The sequence below is a fragment of the Cloacibacterium sp. TD35 genome (assembly GCF_028864635.1).
In the GTDB taxonomy this organism is placed as follows: domain Bacteria; phylum Bacteroidota; class Bacteroidia; order Flavobacteriales; family Weeksellaceae; genus Cloacibacterium.
This window is the reverse complement of the sequence record NZ_CP104850.1, coordinates 952850-970905: the sequence shown is the minus strand read 5'-3', so window position 1 is coordinate 970905 and position 18056 is coordinate 952850. Positions and strand designations below refer to the sequence as shown.

General features: G+C 33.1%; 20 protein-coding genes. 7 read left to right on the top strand and 13 right to left on the bottom strand.

Annotated elements, in window-relative coordinates; all coding sequences use genetic code 11:
• Positions 1 to 4: 4 nt before the first annotated feature.
• Positions 5 to 1210, top strand: a complete 1206-nt coding sequence (locus tag N7277_RS04370) for an acetate/propionate family kinase (RefSeq protein ID WP_274780519.1) — start codon at positions 5 to 7, stop codon at positions 1208 to 1210.
• On the opposite strand, the gene N7277_RS11950 is transcribed toward N7277_RS04370, so the two are convergent.
• From N7277_RS11950 to rpsL, 5 genes are all read right to left on the bottom strand, one after another.
• Entirely contained in the window at positions 1211 to 1423 is a 213-nt protein-coding gene (locus tag N7277_RS11950; protein ID WP_446715133.1) for a DUF1294 domain-containing protein, read from the bottom strand.
• 119 nt (positions 1424 to 1542) lie between these two features.
• On the bottom strand, positions 1543 to 1848 hold the full coding sequence (rpsJ, locus tag N7277_RS04360; RefSeq protein ID WP_069800872.1) for a 30S ribosomal protein S10: 306 nt from the start codon (positions 1846 to 1848) through the stop codon (positions 1543 to 1545).
• Positions 1849 to 1865: 17 nt separating this feature from the next.
• On the bottom strand, positions 1866 to 3983 hold the full coding sequence (gene fusA / locus N7277_RS04355; RefSeq protein WP_274780517.1) for an elongation factor G: 2118 nt from the start codon (positions 3981 to 3983) through the stop codon (positions 1866 to 1868).
• 7 nt (positions 3984 to 3990) lie between these two features.
• Positions 3991 to 4467 carry a 30S ribosomal protein S7 gene (rpsG, locus tag N7277_RS04350; RefSeq protein ID WP_213196900.1) on the bottom strand — a complete coding sequence of 159 codons (477 nt, stop codon included), beginning with the start codon at positions 4465 to 4467 and terminating at the stop codon, positions 3991 to 3993.
• A 23-nt stretch (positions 4468 to 4490) separates the two neighbouring features.
• A complete protein-coding gene (gene rpsL, locus N7277_RS04345) occupies positions 4491 to 4895 on the bottom strand; it encodes a 30S ribosomal protein S12 (protein WP_274780516.1) in 405 nt (134 codons plus the stop codon).
• A gap of 261 nt (positions 4896 to 5156) precedes the next feature.
• Here rpsL and N7277_RS04340 point away from each other — a divergent pair, with 261 nt between their 5' ends.
• The 3 genes from N7277_RS04340 (at position 5157) to N7277_RS04330 (ending at position 7888) form a co-directional block, all read left to right on the top strand.
• Entirely contained in the window at positions 5157 to 5633 is a 477-nt protein-coding gene (locus N7277_RS04340) for a Dps family protein (RefSeq protein WP_274780515.1), read from the top strand.
• A 95-nt stretch (positions 5634 to 5728) separates the two neighbouring features.
• Entirely contained in the window at positions 5729 to 7114 is a 1386-nt protein-coding gene (rmuC, locus tag N7277_RS04335) for a DNA recombination protein RmuC (RefSeq protein ID WP_274780514.1), read from the top strand.
• Between the two features lie 3 nt (positions 7115 to 7117).
• The gene (locus N7277_RS04330; protein ID WP_274780513.1) at positions 7118 to 7888 is read left to right on the top strand and encodes a TrmH family RNA methyltransferase; all 771 of its coding nucleotides are present in this window, start codon (positions 7118 to 7120) and stop codon (positions 7886 to 7888) included.
• Between the two features lie 51 nt (positions 7889 to 7939).
• Here N7277_RS04330 and N7277_RS04325 read toward each other — a convergent pair whose 3' ends face one another.
• Together N7277_RS04325 and N7277_RS04320 are read right to left on the bottom strand one after the other, a co-directional pair.
• Positions 7940 to 8188, bottom strand: a complete 249-nt coding sequence (locus N7277_RS04325; RefSeq protein WP_274780512.1) for a hypothetical protein — start codon at positions 8186 to 8188, stop codon at positions 7940 to 7942.
• Positions 8189 to 8502: 314 nt separating this feature from the next.
• Entirely contained in the window at positions 8503 to 8715 is a 213-nt protein-coding gene (locus N7277_RS04320; RefSeq protein WP_274780511.1) for a hypothetical protein, read from the bottom strand.
• Between the two features lie 171 nt (positions 8716 to 8886).
• Between N7277_RS04320 and N7277_RS04315 the strand changes: the two genes are divergently transcribed.
• Both N7277_RS04315 and N7277_RS04310 read left to right on the top strand, forming a co-directional pair.
• Entirely contained in the window at positions 8887 to 10056 is a 1170-nt protein-coding gene (locus tag N7277_RS04315) for a hypothetical protein (RefSeq protein ID WP_274780510.1), read from the top strand.
• Positions 10040 to 10621, top strand: a complete 582-nt coding sequence (locus N7277_RS04310; protein ID WP_274780509.1) for a hypothetical protein — start codon at positions 10040 to 10042, stop codon at positions 10619 to 10621. Before N7277_RS04315 ends, N7277_RS04310 begins: the two co-directional genes overlap by 17 nt.
• Here N7277_RS04310 and N7277_RS04305 read toward each other — a convergent pair.
• Genes N7277_RS04305 through N7277_RS04295 form a run of 3 tightly spaced genes read right to left on the bottom strand, consistent with a single transcriptional unit; the run spans position 10561 to position 12680 of the window.
• A complete protein-coding gene (locus N7277_RS04305; RefSeq protein ID WP_274780508.1) occupies positions 10561 to 11142 on the bottom strand; it encodes a 5-formyltetrahydrofolate cyclo-ligase in 582 nt (193 codons plus the stop codon). The genes N7277_RS04310 and N7277_RS04305 overlap by 61 nt on opposite strands.
• 1 nt (position 11143) lies before the next feature.
• Entirely contained in the window at positions 11144 to 11374 is a 231-nt protein-coding gene (locus N7277_RS04300) for a ferredoxin (protein ID WP_069800836.1), read from the bottom strand.
• Between the two features lie 10 nt (positions 11375 to 11384).
• Positions 11385 to 12680 carry a peptidase U32 family protein gene (locus N7277_RS04295; protein ID WP_274780507.1) on the bottom strand — a complete coding sequence of 432 codons (1296 nt, stop codon included), beginning with the start codon at positions 12678 to 12680 and terminating at the stop codon, positions 11385 to 11387.
• A gap of 260 nt (positions 12681 to 12940) precedes the next feature.
• On the opposite strand from N7277_RS04295, the gene N7277_RS04290 reads away from it, so the two are divergent.
• Positions 12941 to 14467 carry a trypsin-like peptidase domain-containing protein gene (locus N7277_RS04290; protein WP_274780506.1) on the top strand — a complete coding sequence of 509 codons (1527 nt, stop codon included), beginning with the start codon at positions 12941 to 12943 and terminating at the stop codon, positions 14465 to 14467.
• A gap of 58 nt (positions 14468 to 14525) precedes the next feature.
• Here N7277_RS04290 and N7277_RS04285 read toward each other — a convergent pair whose 3' ends face one another.
• The 3 genes from N7277_RS04285 to N7277_RS04275 all read right to left on the bottom strand — a co-directional run bounded on the left by N7277_RS04285 (position 14526) and on the right by N7277_RS04275 (position 18020).
• On the bottom strand, positions 14526 to 14969 hold the full coding sequence (locus N7277_RS04285) for a hypothetical protein (protein ID WP_274780505.1): 444 nt from the start codon (positions 14967 to 14969) through the stop codon (positions 14526 to 14528).
• 3 nt (positions 14970 to 14972) lie between these two features.
• Positions 14973 to 15353, bottom strand: coding sequence for a RidA family protein (locus tag N7277_RS04280; RefSeq protein WP_274780504.1), 381 nt, complete (start codon positions 15351 to 15353; stop codon positions 14973 to 14975).
• 75 nt (positions 15354 to 15428) lie between these two features.
• A complete protein-coding gene (locus tag N7277_RS04275) occupies positions 15429 to 18020 on the bottom strand; it encodes a putative LPS assembly protein LptD (RefSeq protein WP_274780503.1) in 2592 nt (863 codons plus the stop codon).
• Positions 18021 to 18056: the final 36 nt, after the last annotated feature.

Sequence of the window (18056 nt, the reverse complement as noted above, 5' to 3'; positions counted from 1 at the left end):
TTACATGAACATATTAGTTATTAACGCAGGAAGCTCATCTCTGAAATACCAAATCATCGATATTATTTCTCAAAAAGTTTTGGCTAAAGGTCTAGCAGAACGTATAGGAATTGATGGTGGTAGAATAAAGCATCAATATGCAAAAGATGATGGCTTCGGCGAATATATTTTAGAAGAAAATCTACCAGAACATGCTACAGCTTTCGAGGCGATTACGAAATTATTAACGCACGTAGATTTTGGAGTTATCGAAAATCCAGAAAGCATCAAAGCAATTGGTCACAGAGTAGTTCACGGCGGCGAAAAATTCTCAAAGACACAAATCATTACTCCAGAAGTAAAAGAGAAAATAAAAGCTCTTATACCTTTGGCACCTTTACATAACCCAGCCAATTTAATTGGTATAGAAGCTTCAGAAAAGTTTTTTCCTAATGCTATACAGGTTGCTGTTTTTGATACTGCATTTTTTGCTACCCTTCCAGAACAGGCTTATCGATATGCTATTCCTAAAAAATTCTATACAGAAAATAGAATTAGGGTTTATGGGTTCCACGGAACGAGCCACAAATTTGTATATAACGAAGCGAAAAAAATCCTGAAAAACGACCAACTAAAAGCCATCACCATTCACTTAGGAAACGGCGCAAGCATGGCAGCTGTTAACAAAAACGGAGAAAGCATAGATACTACACTAGGTTTCGGTCCGCTTTGCGGATTGGTTATGGGAACCAGAAGTGGCGATATAGATCCTTCTGTAATTTTTTACATGGTAGAAGAATTAGGTTTTTCTTTACAAGAAGTGAAAAACATTTTGAATAAAGAAAGTGGAATGCTTGGTTTAGGTGGAAGCAGCGATGCAAGAGACATTAACGAAAAATGTGAACAAGGCGATGCTGATGCAAAACTTACACTGGAACTTTACACCTATAGAATTAAAAAATACATTGGTTCTTATTTTGCTGCGCTGAATGGAATTGACACGATTATTTTCACTGCTGGTTTAGGAGAAAATGATGCTGTGGTAAGAAGTTGGTCTTGTAAAAATTTAGAAGCGCTTGGCATAAAGCTAGACGAAGAAGCGAATGTGAAATTTAATCACACAAAAGTTCCTGTAGAAATTCAAGCGCCAGAAAGCAAAGTGAAAATTCTGATTATTCCTACGAACGAAGAATTAGAAATTGCACAGCAAACGTATGAATTGATTCAATAATTAGATTTTAAATAATAAAATGATAAAAATTTGGACTAATATTCTTAGTCCAAATTTTATTTTAAAGGAAGTTTTAGATATTTTATGTCGGAAAATGAGCATTCCTAAAAGTGAACCTACACTTCCGCCAAGAAATGACAGCAATAAAAGGACCAATTCAGAAATTCTATTTTCACCACGAGTTGCGTTTCTTTTGTCAAAACCAAAAAGGATGAAGCAGAGAATAGAAATAATAAGCGAAAAATATATCGTTTTGAATAAAATTACAAATTAAAACAAAACTCCCAAACTAATAAGTTTGGGAGTTTTTATCATAGCAAAGTGATTAATTATCACACTTTGATTTCTACGTCTACACCTGAAGGTAACTCTAATTTCATTAGAGCATCTACCGTTTTAGAAGAAGAAGAGTAGATATCCATCAATCTCTTGTGAGCAGAAAGTTGGAACTGTTCTCTAGCTTTCTTGTTAACGTGTGGTGATCTAAGAACTGTAAAGATTCTTTTGTGAGTTGGTAATGGAATAGGTCCGTTTACCACAGCACCAGTAGCTTTTACAGTTTTCACGATTTTCTCAGCAGACTTATCTACTAAATTGTAATCGTAAGACTTAAGTTTTATTCTGATTCTTTGTGACATTTTTAATTTTTTAAAGATTAACCTCTTGCTTTAGCAATTACTTCTTCTGCAATGTTTGTAGGAGCTGGTTCGTATTTCTCGAACTCCATAGAAGAAGTAGCTCTACCAGAAGATAAAGTTCTAAGAGAAGTAACATAACCAAACATTTCAGATAGTGGAACGAAAGCTTTAATAACTTTAGCGTTATTTCTATCATCCATACCGTTTACAGTACCTCTTCTTCTGTTAAGGTCTCCTACGATATCTCCCATATATTCTTCAGGTGTAACTACCTCAAGTTTCATAATAGGCTCCATGATAACCGCTTTAGCAGCTTTACCAGAAGCTTTGAAACCCATTTTAGCAGCTAATTCGAAAGATAATTGGTCAGAGTCTACTGCGTGGAAAGATCCATCTTTAAGGATAATTTTCATAGATTCTACTTCGAAACCAGCCAATGGACCGTTTTTCATAGATTCTTTGAAACCTTTTTCAACTGAAGGGATAAATTCTCTAGGAATGTTACCACCTTTAATTTCGTTGATGAATTCTAAACCAGTTTTACCTTCGTCTGCAGGACCAATTTCGAATACGATATCTGCAAATTTACCTCTACCACCTGATTGTTTTTTGTAAACTTCTCTGTGGTTAGCAACTTGTGTAAGAGCTTCTTTGTATTCTACTTGTGGTTGACCTTGGTTAACCTCAACTTTAAATTCTCTTCTTAGACGGTCTACAATGATATCTAAGTGAAGCTCACCCATACCAGAGATAATAGTCTGTCCAGAAGCTTCGTCAGTTTTTACTTGGAAAGTTGGATCTTCTTCTGCTAATTTAGCAAGAGCGTTACCTAACTTATCTTGGTCTGCTTTAGTTTTAGGTTCTACAGCAATACCAATTACTGGATCAGGGAAAATCATAGATTCAAGAACGATAGGTGCTTTTTCATCAGAAAGAGTATCTCCCGTTTTGATATCTTTGAAACCTACTGCTGCACCAATATCTCCAGCTTCAATATATTCTACTGGATTTTGCTTGTTTGCGTGCATTTGATAGATTCTAGAAATTCTTTCTTTGTTTCCAGATCTTGTGTTAAGAACATAAGAACCAGCATCTAGTCTTCCTGAATAAGCTCTAAAGAATGCTAATCTACCTACGAAAGGGTCTGTAGCAATTTTGAAAGCTAATGCAGCGAAAGGCTCTTTTACGTCTGGTTTTCTTACGATATCAGCATCAGTTCTAGGGTCAGTTCCTTTGATATCATCCTTATCTAGTGGAGAAGGAAGATATTTACAAACTGCATCTAGCATGAACTGAACTCCTTTATTCTTGAATGAAGAACCACAAGTCATAGGAATGATAGATAAATCAATAGTTGCAGCTCTAAGTGCAGCATTGATTTCTTCTTCAGTAATAGAATCTGGATCTTCAAAGAATTTTTCCATTAGAGTTTCATCGTAATCAGCTACTGCTTCTACTAATTTTTCTCTATATTCCATTACCTCATCTTTCATATCTTCAGGAATTGGAACTACATCAAAAGTTGCTCCTTGTCCTGCTTCATCCCAGATGATAGCTCTGTTCTTAATTAGGTCTACTACACCTTTGAAATCTTCTTCAGCACCGATTGGTAAAACGATTGGAACTGCATTAGAACCTAACATTTCTTTAACTTGTTTTACAACGTTTAAGAAATCAGCTCCTTGTCTGTCCATTTTGTTTACGAATCCCATTCTCGCAACTTTGTAGTTATCAGCCAATCTCCAGTTGGTTTCTGACTGAGGCTCTACACCGTCTACTGCTGAGAATAAGAATACAAGACCATCTAATACTCTAAGAGATCTGTTTACTTCTACTGTGAAGTCTACGTGCCCTGGGGTATCGATGATATTGAAGTGGTAAGGTTTAGTTTCAGGAAGTGCTTTCCCTTGATCTGTTGGGAAATTCCAGCTACATGTAGTAGCAGCAGAAGTAATGGTAATACCTCTTTCTGCTTCTTGTTCCATCCAGTCCATTGTAGCAGCACCTTCGTGTACTTCTCCAATTTTGTGAGTTTTACCTGTATAGAAAAGAATACGCTCTGTAGTGGTAGTTTTACCGGCATCAATGTGCGCAGCAATCCCAATATTTCTTGTGTATTTAAGATCTCTACTCATTTCTTAATTAAAATTTAAAGTGAGAGAAAGCTTTGTTAGCTTCTGCCATTTTGTGAGTATCAGTTTTCTTCTTGAAAGCAGCACCTTCTTCTCTAGAAGCAGCGATAACTTCTGCAGCTAATTTCTGAGCCATAGACTTATCATTTCTAGCAGTAGCATACTTGATTAACCATTTCATCGCCATAGAAATTTTTCTATCTGCTCTGATTGGCATAGGAATTTGGAAGTTTGCACCACCAATTCTTCTTGATCTTACTTCTACGTGAGGCATTACGTTAGTTAATGCATCTTTCCAGATTTCAAGAGAAGATTTTTCGTTATCTCCTTTTTTAGCTTCTACGATATCTAATGCATCATAGAAAATTTTGAATGCGATTGACTTTTTACCGTCAAACATCAAGTTATTTACAAATCTTGTTACCAATTGATCATTAAACTTTGGATCTGGTAACAACGGTCTCTTTTTTGCTTTTGTTTTTCTCATTGTTCTTGTTCCTTATTTAATGATTACTTTTTCTTACCAGTTGGCGCAGCCTGTCCTGGTTTTGGTCTTTTCGCACCGTACTTAGAACGTCTTTGCGTTCTTCCGTTTACTCCGGCAGTGTCTAAAGCACCACGAACAATGTGATATCTAACTCCCGGTAAATCTTTTACTCTTCCGCCACGTACTAATACTATCGAGTGCTCTTGGAGGTTATGTCCTTCTCCCGGGATGTAGGCGTTAACTTCTTTTCCGTTTGAAAGTCTTACTCTCGCAACTTTTCTAAGTGCTGAGTTAGGTTTCTTAGGAGTAGTTGTATATACTCTCGTACATACGCCTCTTCTTTGTGGACATGAATCCAAAGCAGCCGATTTGCTCTTCTTAGCAAGTGTGGCTCTTCCTTTTCTAACTAATTGTTGAATAGTAGGCATTTGATTGCTTTATATTATTTTTTATTTTAGGGTGCAAAATTATGAATTATTTTTAAACTGACAAGCATTGATTATGAATTATTTGTAATATTTTTTAAAAAAATTTAATTGATTTCTTTATCTACCACATCATATTATATATAGGGGTCATTCTTTTTGAGTTTTAATCCAATCAAATGATAAAGACTCTTCACTATATTTGGAAGACTCAATAAGATTTTTTAAATTTATACAGAAACTAATTTTATAAAATCTTACATAATGAAAAATTCTAATCTTATAGGCCTAAAAGAAGCCGATTGTAAAAAAATTGCTGAAAAACTAAATGTATTGCTTGCTAACTATTCTATTTTTTATCAGAATACGAGAGGCGCTCATTGGAATATTAAGGGAAATGATTTTTTTACCTTACATCTTAAATTCGAAGAATTATATGACGGCTTGGTTCTTAAAATAGACGAAATCGCCGAAAGAATTCTTACCTTAGGTTATACCCCTCACCACAACTTCTCAGACTACCAAAAACTTTCTGCAATTCAAGAAAGCAAAGAAGTAAATGATGGCAATAAATGTGTCTTAAATATTTTAGATTCTTTCAAAACTGTTATTGAACTCCAAAGAGAGCTCCTAGAAATCACTGAAGCCGCTGGAGACGAGGGAACCAATGCGCAAATGAGTGGCTATATTACCGAACAAGAAAAATTAATATGGATGTACAATGCTTATTTAGGCAAATAATTACCTCCCGAAATTTTCACAAAACTGGATAATTAATATTATTTGAATTTTCCGCAAAACATTTGATTTCATTTTTTCTTTTGTAATTTTGAAAAATGGAAATATTATACATTATTCTCGCATTCATTTTCGGTGCAGTTTTAGCATATTTTATTTTGAAATCTTCTTCGGTTTCTAGAAAAAGCTATGAAGAATTACAACAAAATTTCACTCAAAAAGAAGCCGACCTTAATAGAATTATAGCGGAAATTTCTGCTGAAAATAAAGCTCAAATTCAGAAAATAACAGAGCTACAAGAACTTATTAATGGACAGAACTTTGAAATTAAGGACCTTCAAAATGATAAAAATAATTTAATCGGTTTAAAATCTCAACTGGCGGCTCAAAACGAAAGTCTTCAGCAACTTCTAGATTCCCAAAAAGAAGAAATTTTAAAAATTCAAGAAGAAGCAAAACTGCAATTTGAGAATTTAGCCAATAAAATTTTGGAAGAAAAAACCATAAAATTCACGGAACAAAATCAACAAAACCTGAAGAACATTCTCAATCCTCTACAAGAAAAAATAACAGATTTCGAGAAAAAAGTAGAAAATACGCACAAAGAAAGTATTGATTATCACGCTGCTCTTCGTCAACAAATTCTTGGACTTAAAGAAATGAATTTGCAAATGAGCAAAGAAACGCTAAACCTTACCAAAGCATTGAAAGGTGATAGCAAAATTCAAGGAAATTGGGGAGAACTAGTTCTAGAGCGAGTTTTAGAAAAATCTGGCTTAGAAAAAGGAAGAGAATATGAAATCCAAAAAAGTTTTACCACAGAAGAAGGGAATAGAGTTCAGCCAGACGTAATCATCAATCTTCCTGATGGTAAAAAAATGATTGTAGACTCTAAAGTTTCTCTTACTGCCTACGAAAAATACATCAATGAGGAAGATGACGAACAAAAAACCAACTTCTTAAAAGAGCATGTAAATTCTCTAAAAAGACATGTAGAACAACTAGGAAGTAAAAATTATCAGCACCTATATCAAATGGAAAGTCCTGATTTCGTTTTACTTTTCATTCCTATAGAACCCGCATTTGCAATTGCTCTAAACGAAGACACTCAATTATACAATAAAGCTTTTGAAAGGAATATTGTTATTGTAACGCCTTCTACATTATTGGCAACACTTCGCACCATTGATAGCATGTGGACGAATCAAAAACAACAAGAAAACGCCTATGAAATCGCAAGACAGGCTGGAGCTTTATATGATAAATTCGATGGTTTCGTAAATGACCTAGTGAAGATTGGTAAAAAAATGGATGAAGCGAAAACAGAATATGAAGGAGCAATGAATAAATTAGTAGATGGAAAAGGGAACCTGATTACAAGTGTTCAGAAATTGAAAATAATGGGCGCAAAAGCTAAAAAATCTTTACCTGATGCTATAATCAATAGAGCAAATGCAGGCCTTGAAAACTTTGAAGAAGAATAACTTATGATTATCGAAAGCTTACAAAACGAAAAAATAAAAAACCTCAATAGACTAATTACTGACAATAGGTTTCGTAAGAAATCTGGTGTTTTTGTTGTAGAAGGGAAACAAGAAAACGAACGCGCTCTGCAGTTCGGTTTTGAAAATATAGAATTTTTTATTTGCGAATCTATTTTTGGCATCAATCATCCCGAAGGCAAAATACATTTTGTTTCTAGTCAAGTTTATGAAAAACTAACATACAGAGGAACTTCTGAAGGTATTATTGGCATTTACAAAACCAAAGAATTTGATTTAAAAAATTATCAGCCAAAAGAAAATTCTTCAGTTATTGTAGTAGAATCTGTAGAAAAACCAGGAAATCTAGGCGCAATTTTGAGAAGTTGTGAAGCTTTTGGAATAGATGCATTAATTGTTACCGATTCTAGAGTAGATTTTTATAACCCAAACGTTTTAAGAAGCAGCGTAGGTTGCTTTTTTGGGATGAACGTATTCTCTGCAACCAATGAAGAAACTTTAGCGTTTTTACAAGAGAAAAGTTTCAAAATATACACCACGTTTATGGATGAAACCGCCGAAGATCTATACAAGAAAAACTTCAATGAAAAATCCGCTTTATTTTTTGGAACGGAACATTCTGGCTTAAGTGATTTTTGGCTTCATAAAGGAGAAAACATACTCATTCCAATGTCTGGAACCATAGATTCCCTAAATCTAAGCAATGCAGTGGCTATTACTTGCTACGAAATACTGAGACAAAAACTCACCAAATAAAAAAACCACCTCGTGAATACGAGGCGGTTCTGTTTGTAATTAATTTCTTAATTATTTTTTCACAGCTTCTTCTGCTTTTTCAGCTCCTTCTTTCACATCTTTTGCTACATCTTTAGCAGCATCTTCTACTTTAGTAGCAGCTGAATCTACTACAGCAGCAGAGTCTACAGTTACCGCAGCAGAATCTACCATTGCGCTAGCAGCAGAGTCTACAGTTTCAGTTGTTTCAGTTGTTTCTTTTTTGTTACAAGCAACTAATGCTAATGCAGCTACAGCTGCTACAAATAATGATTTTTTCATAATAATAAATTTAATTTAAGGGTTTAAAAAATTTGTTTGTTTCATTTTGTTGATACAAATGTATAACCTCTACAAAAATTAAGTTTGAAAATTCATTGTAAATACTTTTGTAAAGATATTTTACAAAAGTACAGTCTTGAAAATCAGAAAAATAAAGTGTTTTAAATTAAAAACAATTACCATTTACTTCATTTTAAATTACAAAAAAATCATCTAAAAAAATTTAGATGACTATCTTTTTAATTTTACATTTGTAGAAATAAAAAAAACGCTCCTCTGGGAGGAACGTTTTGTTTTTTTTCTGTTGAGAAAAATTATTTTGCAGCTTCTTCAACTTTAGCAGCAGCTGAATCAACAGTTGCAGCAGCAGAGTCAACAGTTGCAGCAGCAGAGTCAACAGTAGCAGCAGCAGAGTCAACAACAGCAGCAGCAGAATCTACAGTTTCAGTAGCTTCAGTAGTTTCAGATTTTTTACAAGCAACAACAGCTAATGCAGCGATAGCTGCTACGAATAATGATTTTTTCATAATAAATTAATTTAATTAAATTGTTTAAAAATTGTTTTGTTCACTTTTAACGGAGCAAAGATAGGGGCATAGAAAAAATTTGTTTTAGAAAATTAATTGTAATATATTTGTAAAATAGTTTTACAAAAGACTAATACTGATAATCAAACACTTAAATAATCTTATAAGATTTTGGCAGATTTAGATTTATTGCATTTCGAGCAATTAAAAGCAGAAGTTCAGGCGGAATATCTTAAAAATCACCATCCTTCCTACGATGAAATTTCGAAGTGGAAAGGAATTGATATTATTTATTTTCAAGAGGATTTACGAAAAAAAGCTAAGGGAAACATTAGCGAAAAGTCTTTCTATACTTATTTTAAGACGGTTCCCTCTAGCAAATTACCTAGAATAGACATGCTCAATTTATTGGCAATCTATGCTGGGTATCAATCTTGGTATGATTTTAAGAAAAATCATCTTTTTGCTAATGAAATTATTTCTGATCATGAAAAACCCTCAGAAATTCTTATTGCAGATGAAGAAAAACTAGAAACTCCTAATGAAAAACCAGCAGAAGTAGCATTTTCAACACCTGAAAAAGCTATTCCATCCATTGAAAAAGCTACTGTAGCAGAAGTTCAAACTGCTCTTGAGGATACGAAAACAACCGTCACAAAGTCTACCCCATCACAAAGAATTTTCAAAAATCCATTCATAAGTCTCATTAAACAATATTTTTGGCTTATTTCTTCTGTAGTATTAATGACTATGGTCTTAATTTTAGTTTTTTGGCAAAGAATTTTTGCAACAGATTATAAATTTACTTTTATAGACGCCGATAGAAATACAAAAATCAAAGACATCATAGAAATAAGAGTTTTAAAAGAAAATGAAACTCCTATTAGATATATTATCAATTCTGGCAAAGATATTGAAGATGATGATTTAGGGGTTTTCAGGTTTCCTACTCAAAGCAAGACTTTGGTTATGGAAGTCAATTCACCATTTTACAGAAAAGATACTATTTATAGAAATCTAGATCCTGCAAGAACTAATGAAACGATAGAATTAGAACCAGATGTTTATGCACAAGCACTGTACTACTATTCTACTAATGATATTAATAAGAAGAGAGAAGAATTGGATAAAATCATTAGCAATAATGCTTTAATTTATCAAGTTTTCGACAATGAAACGTATGGTGTAGAAACCTTAGACAAACAAAAATATATAGGGCTTGTCACGACACCTACCACTTCTTTGAAAAATTTTAAAATGATAGAGACTAAAGTGAGTCCAGAAACTAAAAAAATAATCCTTATTAAATTTAAAATACAACCTGATGAAATCACTAAATAAAAATGTAATCTTTACTTTAATTCTAGCATTAATGACGATTATTGCTTGTAAAAAAGAGCAGCCAATAAGTGATATAGATGTATTGAGATACGGCAATAATGAAGATGTATATTCTACCACAAAACTAGACAGTGCACAAGCTATAGCAAGTATAACTCAGCAAAAACTGCAAGAATTATACGACATTTCTGCACTTTATTCTTCTGGAAATAAAAATACAGCAATTGACTCACTTAATTATGAGCAAATTCAAGGCTATTTTGTAAAAAAAGATTCAGCGAATGTAATGGGACTTTTGAAAGAATTAGATAGCCTAAAAGTAAAACTGGTGAAAGTGAAAAATCTAAGCATCAATACTGAAATAAAAGGAAAAGATACTTTAGATTATGCTAATTATACGGTAGAATATAAAGATAGAGACCAAAGAATGATTGGTGAATTCAATAAAAAATCTCAATATAAACTCCTTAAATCACCCGTGAATTTCAAAAAAGAATTCAAATTTTACTTTGTAGAAATTGATGTAAAACCAAAAGACAGCACTTCTGTAGGAGTAACCAAATAATCTAATCTTACATCTTGTAAGGAAATATCATCAATAGAATCACTCGGCGAGAAATAATTCACGCCGATTTTTTTTGCATCAAGATTAATCCCTGCAAAAAATTGGTCATAAAAGCCTTTTCCGTAGCCAATTCTATTTCCTGATGCATCACAATACAGTAATGGTGTAATTACATAATCAAAAGCATCAGATTCATTTTCATTAGATTCTGGTTCTAGAATTCCCCATGAATTTTGCAAAAAAACAGTATCTGGTTTAATCTGAATAGAAATAATTTTATTCCCAACCATTTTTGGAACAAAAACCTGAATATTTTTTCCAAAAAAATAATTGATAAAGATTTTGGTATTAATTTCGTTCAATTTTTCAATTGGAAAAAAAATATGAACTTTCTGATTTTCAATTACATTAAATTGTAAAACGAAATTTTCAAATATTTTTTGAGATAAAGACAAGACCTCATCTTTCGACAAGGTCTTTCTCAAATCCATATATTTTTTACGTAAATCTTTTTTAAGCATTTTAGATTTCCTTTACAGATATAATTTTTACCGGACAAGCTTTTGCTGCTTTTTCACACGGTTCATACGCATCAGGAATTGGTGTTTTAAGTGTAAAGAAACCCTTCTTATCAGCAGATTTCAATAAAACAGATTTTCCGTCTTTCTTAGACATACGAAAATATTCTGGCGCAAACTCGGCACAGTAATTACAGCCAATGCATTTATCTCTTTGTAGTGTAATAATTACCATTATAACTTAATTAGTGTGAGTAAGCTCCTTCCTCAACATTATTTTGTTGTGTCCCAGGTTCTTCTACCTTTACAACTTTGTATAATTTATCAGATGGACGAACTCTAAATTCTGTTTTAAAGGTAACCACATCAGATTTCGAAGCTTTAGTAGCCCCTTCTTTACCATCTACCATCATATGTTCAATTACAATTTCTTGTGAACCAGTAGTAGGCCCCTGTATCAGAACTCTATCTCCTATATTTAAATCATAGGCTTCAATTAAAAATTCTGCAATATTTGATTTTGGATAGAAATGTCTTCCTTTACCAATGTAAATTTTCTTTTGTGTAGCGCTGCTTCCAGAGTTTGAAGACCATTCTCCTAATTCTTGACCAAGATAATAACCACTCCAGAAACCTCTGTTGTAAACAGTTTCCAGTTGCTTCATCCAAACTTCTACTTTCTCTGCAGAAAAAGTTCCATCGGCAATACTATCAATGGCTTCTCTATAACATTTAGTAACCGTCGCTACATATTCTGGGGCTCTTCCTCTTCCTTCTATTTTTAAAACTTTTACACCTGCATCTACGATTTGGTCTAAAAATCCTATCGTACAAAGATCTTTAGGAGACATCATGTATTCATTATCTAATTCTATTTCGAAGCCAGATTCTTGATCAATAACCGTATATTTTTTTCTACAATTTTGTTTACAAGCTCCTCTATTTGCTGAAGAATTATGAGAATGAAGACTCAAATAACATTTCCCAGAAACCGCCATACAAAGCGCTCCATGACCGAAAATTTCTATTTCCACTAAATTTCCAGAAGGTCCTTTGATTTGTTCTTTTTCAATTTGAGAACAGATTTTTTTGATTTGAGTAATAGAAAGTTCTCTACTCATCACCATAGTATCTGCAAAAAGTGCATAAAACTTAACCGTTTCTATATTGGTGATATTAATTTGAGTAGAAATATGCACTTCTAAACCTACTTGTCTTGCATAAGCAATTACCGCCTGATCCATTGCAATTACAGCAGTAAGATCTGCTTCTTTTGCTTTATCAAGTAAGGTTTTAATGATAGATAAGTCATGATCGTAGATAATCGTATTAAGAGTAAGATAAGTTCTCACACCTTTTTCTTTACATCTTCTAGAAATTTCTGGTAAATCTAAAATGGTAAAGTTCATAGAAGCTCTAGCTCTCATGTTGAGCTGCTCTACTCCGAAATATACTGAATCTGCACCATTATCTAATGCTGCTTGTAAAGAAGTAAAATCTCCTGCTGGAGCCATTAATTCTATTCTTCCGCTTTTTGTCATTTTTAAGTTTGAAATTTTTTGCAAAGATATGTTTTTTAGAATAATTCTAAAAAACTTACCATAGATAGATTCGATTTATATTGATATCTAATTTATTTTAAACTGAATTAAAAATAATACATAATACATTTGGTTTTCAATACTATTCTAAAATTTTCTTAAACTCGTTAAACTTTGTTAAAAGTGTAACACTAATAATTTAGTGAACACTATTTTTGCATTAAATTTGTTATACATAAACTATAAAAGAAGAATTAACAATGAAGAACAGTTTAAAACAATTATTACCTTTTGCTGTTGTAGGTATATTATCTGGTGCCACAACTTTTGGTGCAATAGAGTATTTCAAAACAAATGAAAATAACAGCGATTTTTCTTATTTCCATACTGCAAACGATAATGCAAAATTTGCAGGTATAAATTCCACAAATGTGGGTGATGATTTTGTAAAAGCAGCTAAAACTACAGTTCCCGCAGTAGTTACCATTAAAAATTATCAATCCAGAAGCTCTAGTTCAAACAGAATGTCTGAACAAGACTTATTTGAACAATTTTTCGGAAATCCTTTTGGAAACCAAAGACAAAACCAAAAACAGCAACAGCCACCTAAAGATGTTCCTTCTGGATTAGGTAGTGGCGTAATTATTTCACCAGACGGTTATATTATTTCTAATAACCACGTAGTTGCTGGTGCTAATAAATTAGAAGTTATTCTAAGCAACAAAAAAAGTTATGTTGCTAATCTTATTGGAACAGACCCAAGTACAGACATCGCTCTTTTAAAAATTGAAGAAAAAGGTTTGCCTTACCTTAACTTTGCCAATTCAGATATGGTAGAAGTAGGACAATGGGTTCTGGCAGTAGGAAATCCACTGGGTTTAAATTCTACCGTTACAGCAGGTATTGTTTCTGCTAAAGGAAGAAGCATAGACTTATTAAGCCAACAATCTAGAACGCCTATCGAAAGTTTCATTCAAACAGATGCAGCTATTAATCCTGGAAATTCTGGTGGCGCTCTGGTAAATGTAAACGGAGACTTAATCGGAATCAACTCTGCCATTTCTTCTAATACAGGCTATTATGAAGGTTATGGCTTTGCAGTTCCTGCTAACTTAGCTAAAAAAGTAGTTGAAGACATTAAAAAATTCGGGTTGGTACAAAGAGGATTCTTAGGCATTGTAAGTTTAGACCTTTCTGACGAAAGACAAGTTGCCGCTTATAATCAAAACCAAAAAGCCAATATTAAAACCAGCAGTGGAATAATGATTACCGAAATCACTGAAAATAGTGGCGCAGAAGATGCTGGACTAAGAAAAGGAGACATTATCAAAAAAATTGATAATTCTTCTGTAGATACTTTTGCTGATTTGTCTGCTGCTATCGGAAGTAAAAGACCTGGAGACAAAGTAACAGTTACCTATACAAGAAATGGAAAAATCTACACAGAAACCGTAACGCTTAAAGACCAAAAAGGAAGCACTTCTTTCCGAAGCAAAGCTGACTTATCTGTTACCGAAAAAATAGGAGGTGAGTTCGAGGTTTTAAGCGACCGTTTTAAAACTGACTACGGCCTAAACAGCGGTGTAATTGCAAGAAACATAGTAGAAGGTGGTGAATTAGAAAAAATAGGCGTTTATGACAATTACATCATTATAGAAGTAAACGGGAAACCTGTAAATTCTCAGAAAGATGTTGAAAAAATCTTAGATGGATATAAGGGAACCGTACAAATAAAATACGTAGACGAATACGGTAGAATGTACACCAGAGGTTTTAAAATGCCTTAATCATATTTTTTTATAAATTCCAAAGAAAAGCCTTTCAAAAAATTTTGAAAGGCTTTTTTTATTTAGATTTCGGAAGTACTTTCCTTTTATTTCGTTCATAAATTACTTCTACTATTTTTCCTCCTAACCACGCAAAAGGGAAATAGGTAATGAAGATTAAAATTTTATAAAAAGTAGGATGATATGGGAAAACAATAATGTCTAACATGGCAATAAATAGCAAAATAAAACCAATAAGAATCGCATAAGCAACCTTTGCATATTTTACAATAATTGCAGTAGTTACACCACCAATAGTTGCACCAAAACCTGAAGAAAGAAGTAAAGTCCAAAAGAAACCCGGCTTATTTTCTACACTTTTTAATAGAGCCCACCAATGTTTAAATGGAAAAAAACCTTCATAATTCACCCATGATGAATTAATTTTTACACCCAACGAAATAACGACTCCTGCCATCGCCAAGCCACATAAAACGCCCAATGTATTTCTTAAAAAACTCATGTCTTAGAACTGATGTGCAATCATGGAGATTTCTACACTCACATTTTTTGGCAAACAAGAAACCTCTACCGTTTCTCTTGCCGGATAATTTCCTCCTTCGAAATAAGACGCATAGATTTCATTCATCACCGCTAAATCATCCATACTTTTTAAGAAAATAGTAGATTTTACCACATTCCCGAATCCCATTCCTGCTTCTTCTAAAATGGCTTTTAGATTTTTCATCACTTGGTGTGTTTCTATTTCTATTCCATCCAATAAATTCCCAGTAGACGGATCAATAGGTATTTGACCAGAAATATAGAGAACACCATTAACAAGGTTAGCTTGTGAATACGGACCAATTGCAGCTGGTGCATTGTTAGTAGAAACTATCTTCTTCATATTTTTGTAAAATTATCATGCAAAGATAAAATTTCTGAACAAATAAAAAATAGTGTTCAGAGATTCCTTCGTTTTTTAGAAAGTACTGCCACTTTGCTGGAAACTTCTTTCCTTGTATTTTACAGCATCTTTTAAAATATTAGCTTTTATACTGATGAAGAAATCATATACTTTATATTGACCAAAAGGCACCCAATTAAAGGTAAAAGAGAAACTTCTTTGGTCTCTAGAAAATCCTAATCTGGTGTACGCTAAACTTTTTGATACGAAATCATAATGCGTATTTCCGGTCAAACTCCAATACGGTGTAAGTTTTAAGCTACCATCTAAACCTAGTGAAGCTACACTTTTCCCAAATCTGGTATTGCTTTTAGAATAACCATAGTTGGCATTAAGATTCAAAGTCCAAGGTTGATTAAATCGGGAATAATTATCTTGGTCAAAATAATAGACTTCGTTTCGTATTTCTCCTTTGGTTTTATACTTGGTTGCTAAATCTTCTTTTTTTCCAAAAGTTTCGTTGTTCAAAGGAAAAGAAAAATTCATACTGAAACTTTGGATATTAAAATGCCCAAAATTTTCAGTTCTCACGCCATTTTCCTGCCCCGGAATAAATACAATTTGATAAGGATCAATCGAAATATTAGAATTGACACTTAATTTATTTTGGAAGAAAGAAGTCTGTGTACTAATTGAAATTAATGACCATTTGTATTTCTCGGCAGCAAAATTATACCCTCCTGAAATATTTAAACTCTCAAAAATTTTAATTTTTTTGGTTCCTATAGAATCGGTTTTACTTCTCATCTTCATCTCTAGGTTATTATTAATATTGAAACCAATAGACTGTGTTAAACCTTGATTAGGTGAGCCAAACATTCCTCCTTCGAAAATAGAATAGGTAGTCAAAACACCTCTTTCGTCATAATAGCTTTTGAAATACCCAAACTTTGGGTCTCCAAAATCTGGAGAATAAGTAAAGCCTATACTCGGAGTTATCATATGTCTGATGGCTTGAATTTTTGATTTTTCTCCAAACTTCATCATTCCATACAAGACCGTTTGTAAACTCGCAGAAGTAGAAAAAGTAGAATAACCAGTAAGGTTTTTATTCAAATTTCTTTCTAAAGTATTGGTGACGGGATTATAATTTTTACTAATCGTTTTAGTAGTCGCTACGTTATCAATATTAGCACCTAGTGAAAACGTAAAAAATTTAGCAACAGTAGTGTTGGTAGCTAGTGCTATATTGTTTTTAGCGCCAGTTTGCATATTCTCCCACATGGTTTTGGTAAATAAATCTCCATTTTTCACACCAGAAACATAGTTGCTGAATTGTAATCCTGTATTCACCGCAATATTTTCTAATAAGCCCGTTCTAATTCCCGTTTTGGGTTTAAATAAATAAAACTGATTGGTAGAAACATTCAACTGTGGTAATCTAATATCGGTAAGTCCCGTAGTAAAGTTCTGTGAATAACTCCCTGTTCCCGTGATAGTTATCGGCAAATTCAAAAATCTTTTGGTAAAACTTACCGTAGAGTTCTGCTGTGCATTCAGAGCACTTTGGTTAAAAATATGGGAGTTATTAACCGTGTTATTGTAGAATTTATTACTCGTAATGTTTACAGATGCCGAAAAATTAAAAAACGGATTGGCTTTAGAATCTTGAGCGTGAGTCCATGCAATGTTATAAACATTACTTTTAGTATAATTATCCAGACCTTTAATTCCTCTGATGGTAGTTCCTATTTCTGCTCGGAAGGAACCATTGTATTTATAATTTTTACGATAACTAACTTCCGGCCTAAAGTTCCAGCTTCCCTTGGTATAATAATCAAAGTATGTTTTCACATCGAAATGCTCACCAATAGGCAGATAATATCCTAGGTTATTGAGAAAAAAACCTACGTCTTGTCTTTCCCCAAAACTCGGAATGAGAATTCCCGCCATTCTTTTTTCTGAAAACGGCAGAATGGCAAATGGTAAAATAAGTGGCGTAGGAACTTGCTCCAGATACATTTGGATAGGACCAGTAATCAATTTAGAGTTGCTTTTTCCCTTCACCAATTTAATGTCTGGCGCAAGTAAATAATAATCTGCTATAGTATCTTTTTTCTTGAGAAAATATTCGTCTGTAGTATATTTTCCTCTCTTAAGATAAAAAACAGAATCGTTTACTTTTTTGGTTTTTTCAGCCACGATTACACCTTCGCTTTCTTCTGTTCTAGCGTTATAAGCAATGGCTTGCTTAGTTTTGTAATTATAGTTGAATTCAGAATATTCATATTTTTTTCCACCTTGAGTAGCAACAGCAGGTTCTGTAATTTTTCCTGTAGAATCTACTTTTCCTCTTGCAAAAATGAGTCCTTTGTCCCAATCTATCTGGATATAATCAGCATTTATCTTCATATCCTGATATGAAACTTCTGCATTTTGATTGAGATAAGACATTTTTTTCGGAACTTCGCTTCTAATATTATCCGCTTTAGAACGTACAACATCATCTAAACGTTCTTGTTCTATTTTTACGGTATCTGTTTTAGAAACAGCAGTAGCATTATCACTATTTTTAGGCGCATTTTCTAGCTTATTTTGTGCTAAAAAATTGTTAAAAATTAGGATAATTAAAATTTGTAAGGTATTTTTGAGACCGTTTTTAATCAATGGAGCTTATAATTTCAGGCTCCAAAATTAATAATT

Coding starts and splice junctions, on each gene's coding strand:
- N7277_RS04320 (WP_274780511.1), bottom strand. CDS start 8,715: ATGAAAAAATCATTATTCGTAGCAGCTATCGCTGCATTAGCTGTTGTT.
- N7277_RS04290 (WP_274780506.1), top strand. CDS start 12,941: ATGAAGAACAGTTTAAAACAATTATTACCTTTTGCTGTTGTAGGTATA.
- rpsJ (WP_069800872.1), bottom strand. CDS start 1,848: ATGTCACAAAGAATCAGAATAAAACTTAAGTCTTACGATTACAATTTA.
- rpsL (WP_274780516.1), bottom strand. CDS start 4,895: ATGCCTACTATTCAACAATTAGTTAGAAAAGGAAGAGCCACACTTGCT.
- N7277_RS04340 (WP_274780515.1), top strand. CDS start 5,157: ATGAAAAATTCTAATCTTATAGGCCTAAAAGAAGCCGATTGTAAAAAA.
- N7277_RS04295 (WP_274780507.1), bottom strand. CDS start 12,680: ATGACAAAAAGCGGAAGAATAGAATTAATGGCTCCAGCAGGAGATTTT.
- N7277_RS04330 (WP_274780513.1), top strand. CDS start 7,118: ATGATTATCGAAAGCTTACAAAACGAAAAAATAAAAAACCTCAATAGA.
- N7277_RS04310 (WP_274780509.1), top strand. CDS start 10,040: ATGAAATCACTAAATAAAAATGTAATCTTTACTTTAATTCTAGCATTA.
- rmuC (WP_274780514.1), top strand. CDS start 5,729: ATGGAAATATTATACATTATTCTCGCATTCATTTTCGGTGCAGTTTTA.
- N7277_RS04370 (WP_274780519.1), top strand. CDS start 5: ATGAACATATTAGTTATTAACGCAGGAAGCTCATCTCTGAAATACCAA.
- fusA (WP_274780517.1), bottom strand. CDS start 3,983: ATGAGTAGAGATCTTAAATACACAAGAAATATTGGGATTGCTGCGCAC.
- N7277_RS04280 (WP_274780504.1), bottom strand. CDS start 15,353: ATGAAGAAGATAGTTTCTACTAACAATGCACCAGCTGCAATTGGTCCG.
- N7277_RS04285 (WP_274780505.1), bottom strand. CDS start 14,969: ATGAGTTTTTTAAGAAATACATTGGGCGTTTTATGTGGCTTGGCGATG.
- rpsG (WP_213196900.1), bottom strand. CDS start 4,467: ATGAGAAAAACAAAAGCAAAAAAGAGACCGTTGTTACCAGATCCAAAG.
- N7277_RS04300 (WP_069800836.1), bottom strand. CDS start 11,374: ATGGTAATTATTACACTACAAAGAGATAAATGCATTGGCTGTAATTAC.
- N7277_RS04305 (WP_274780508.1), bottom strand. CDS start 11,142: ATGCTTAAAAAAGATTTACGTAAAAAATATATGGATTTGAGAAAGACC.
- N7277_RS04325 (WP_274780512.1), bottom strand. CDS start 8,188: ATGAAAAAATCATTATTTGTAGCAGCTGTAGCTGCATTAGCATTAGTT.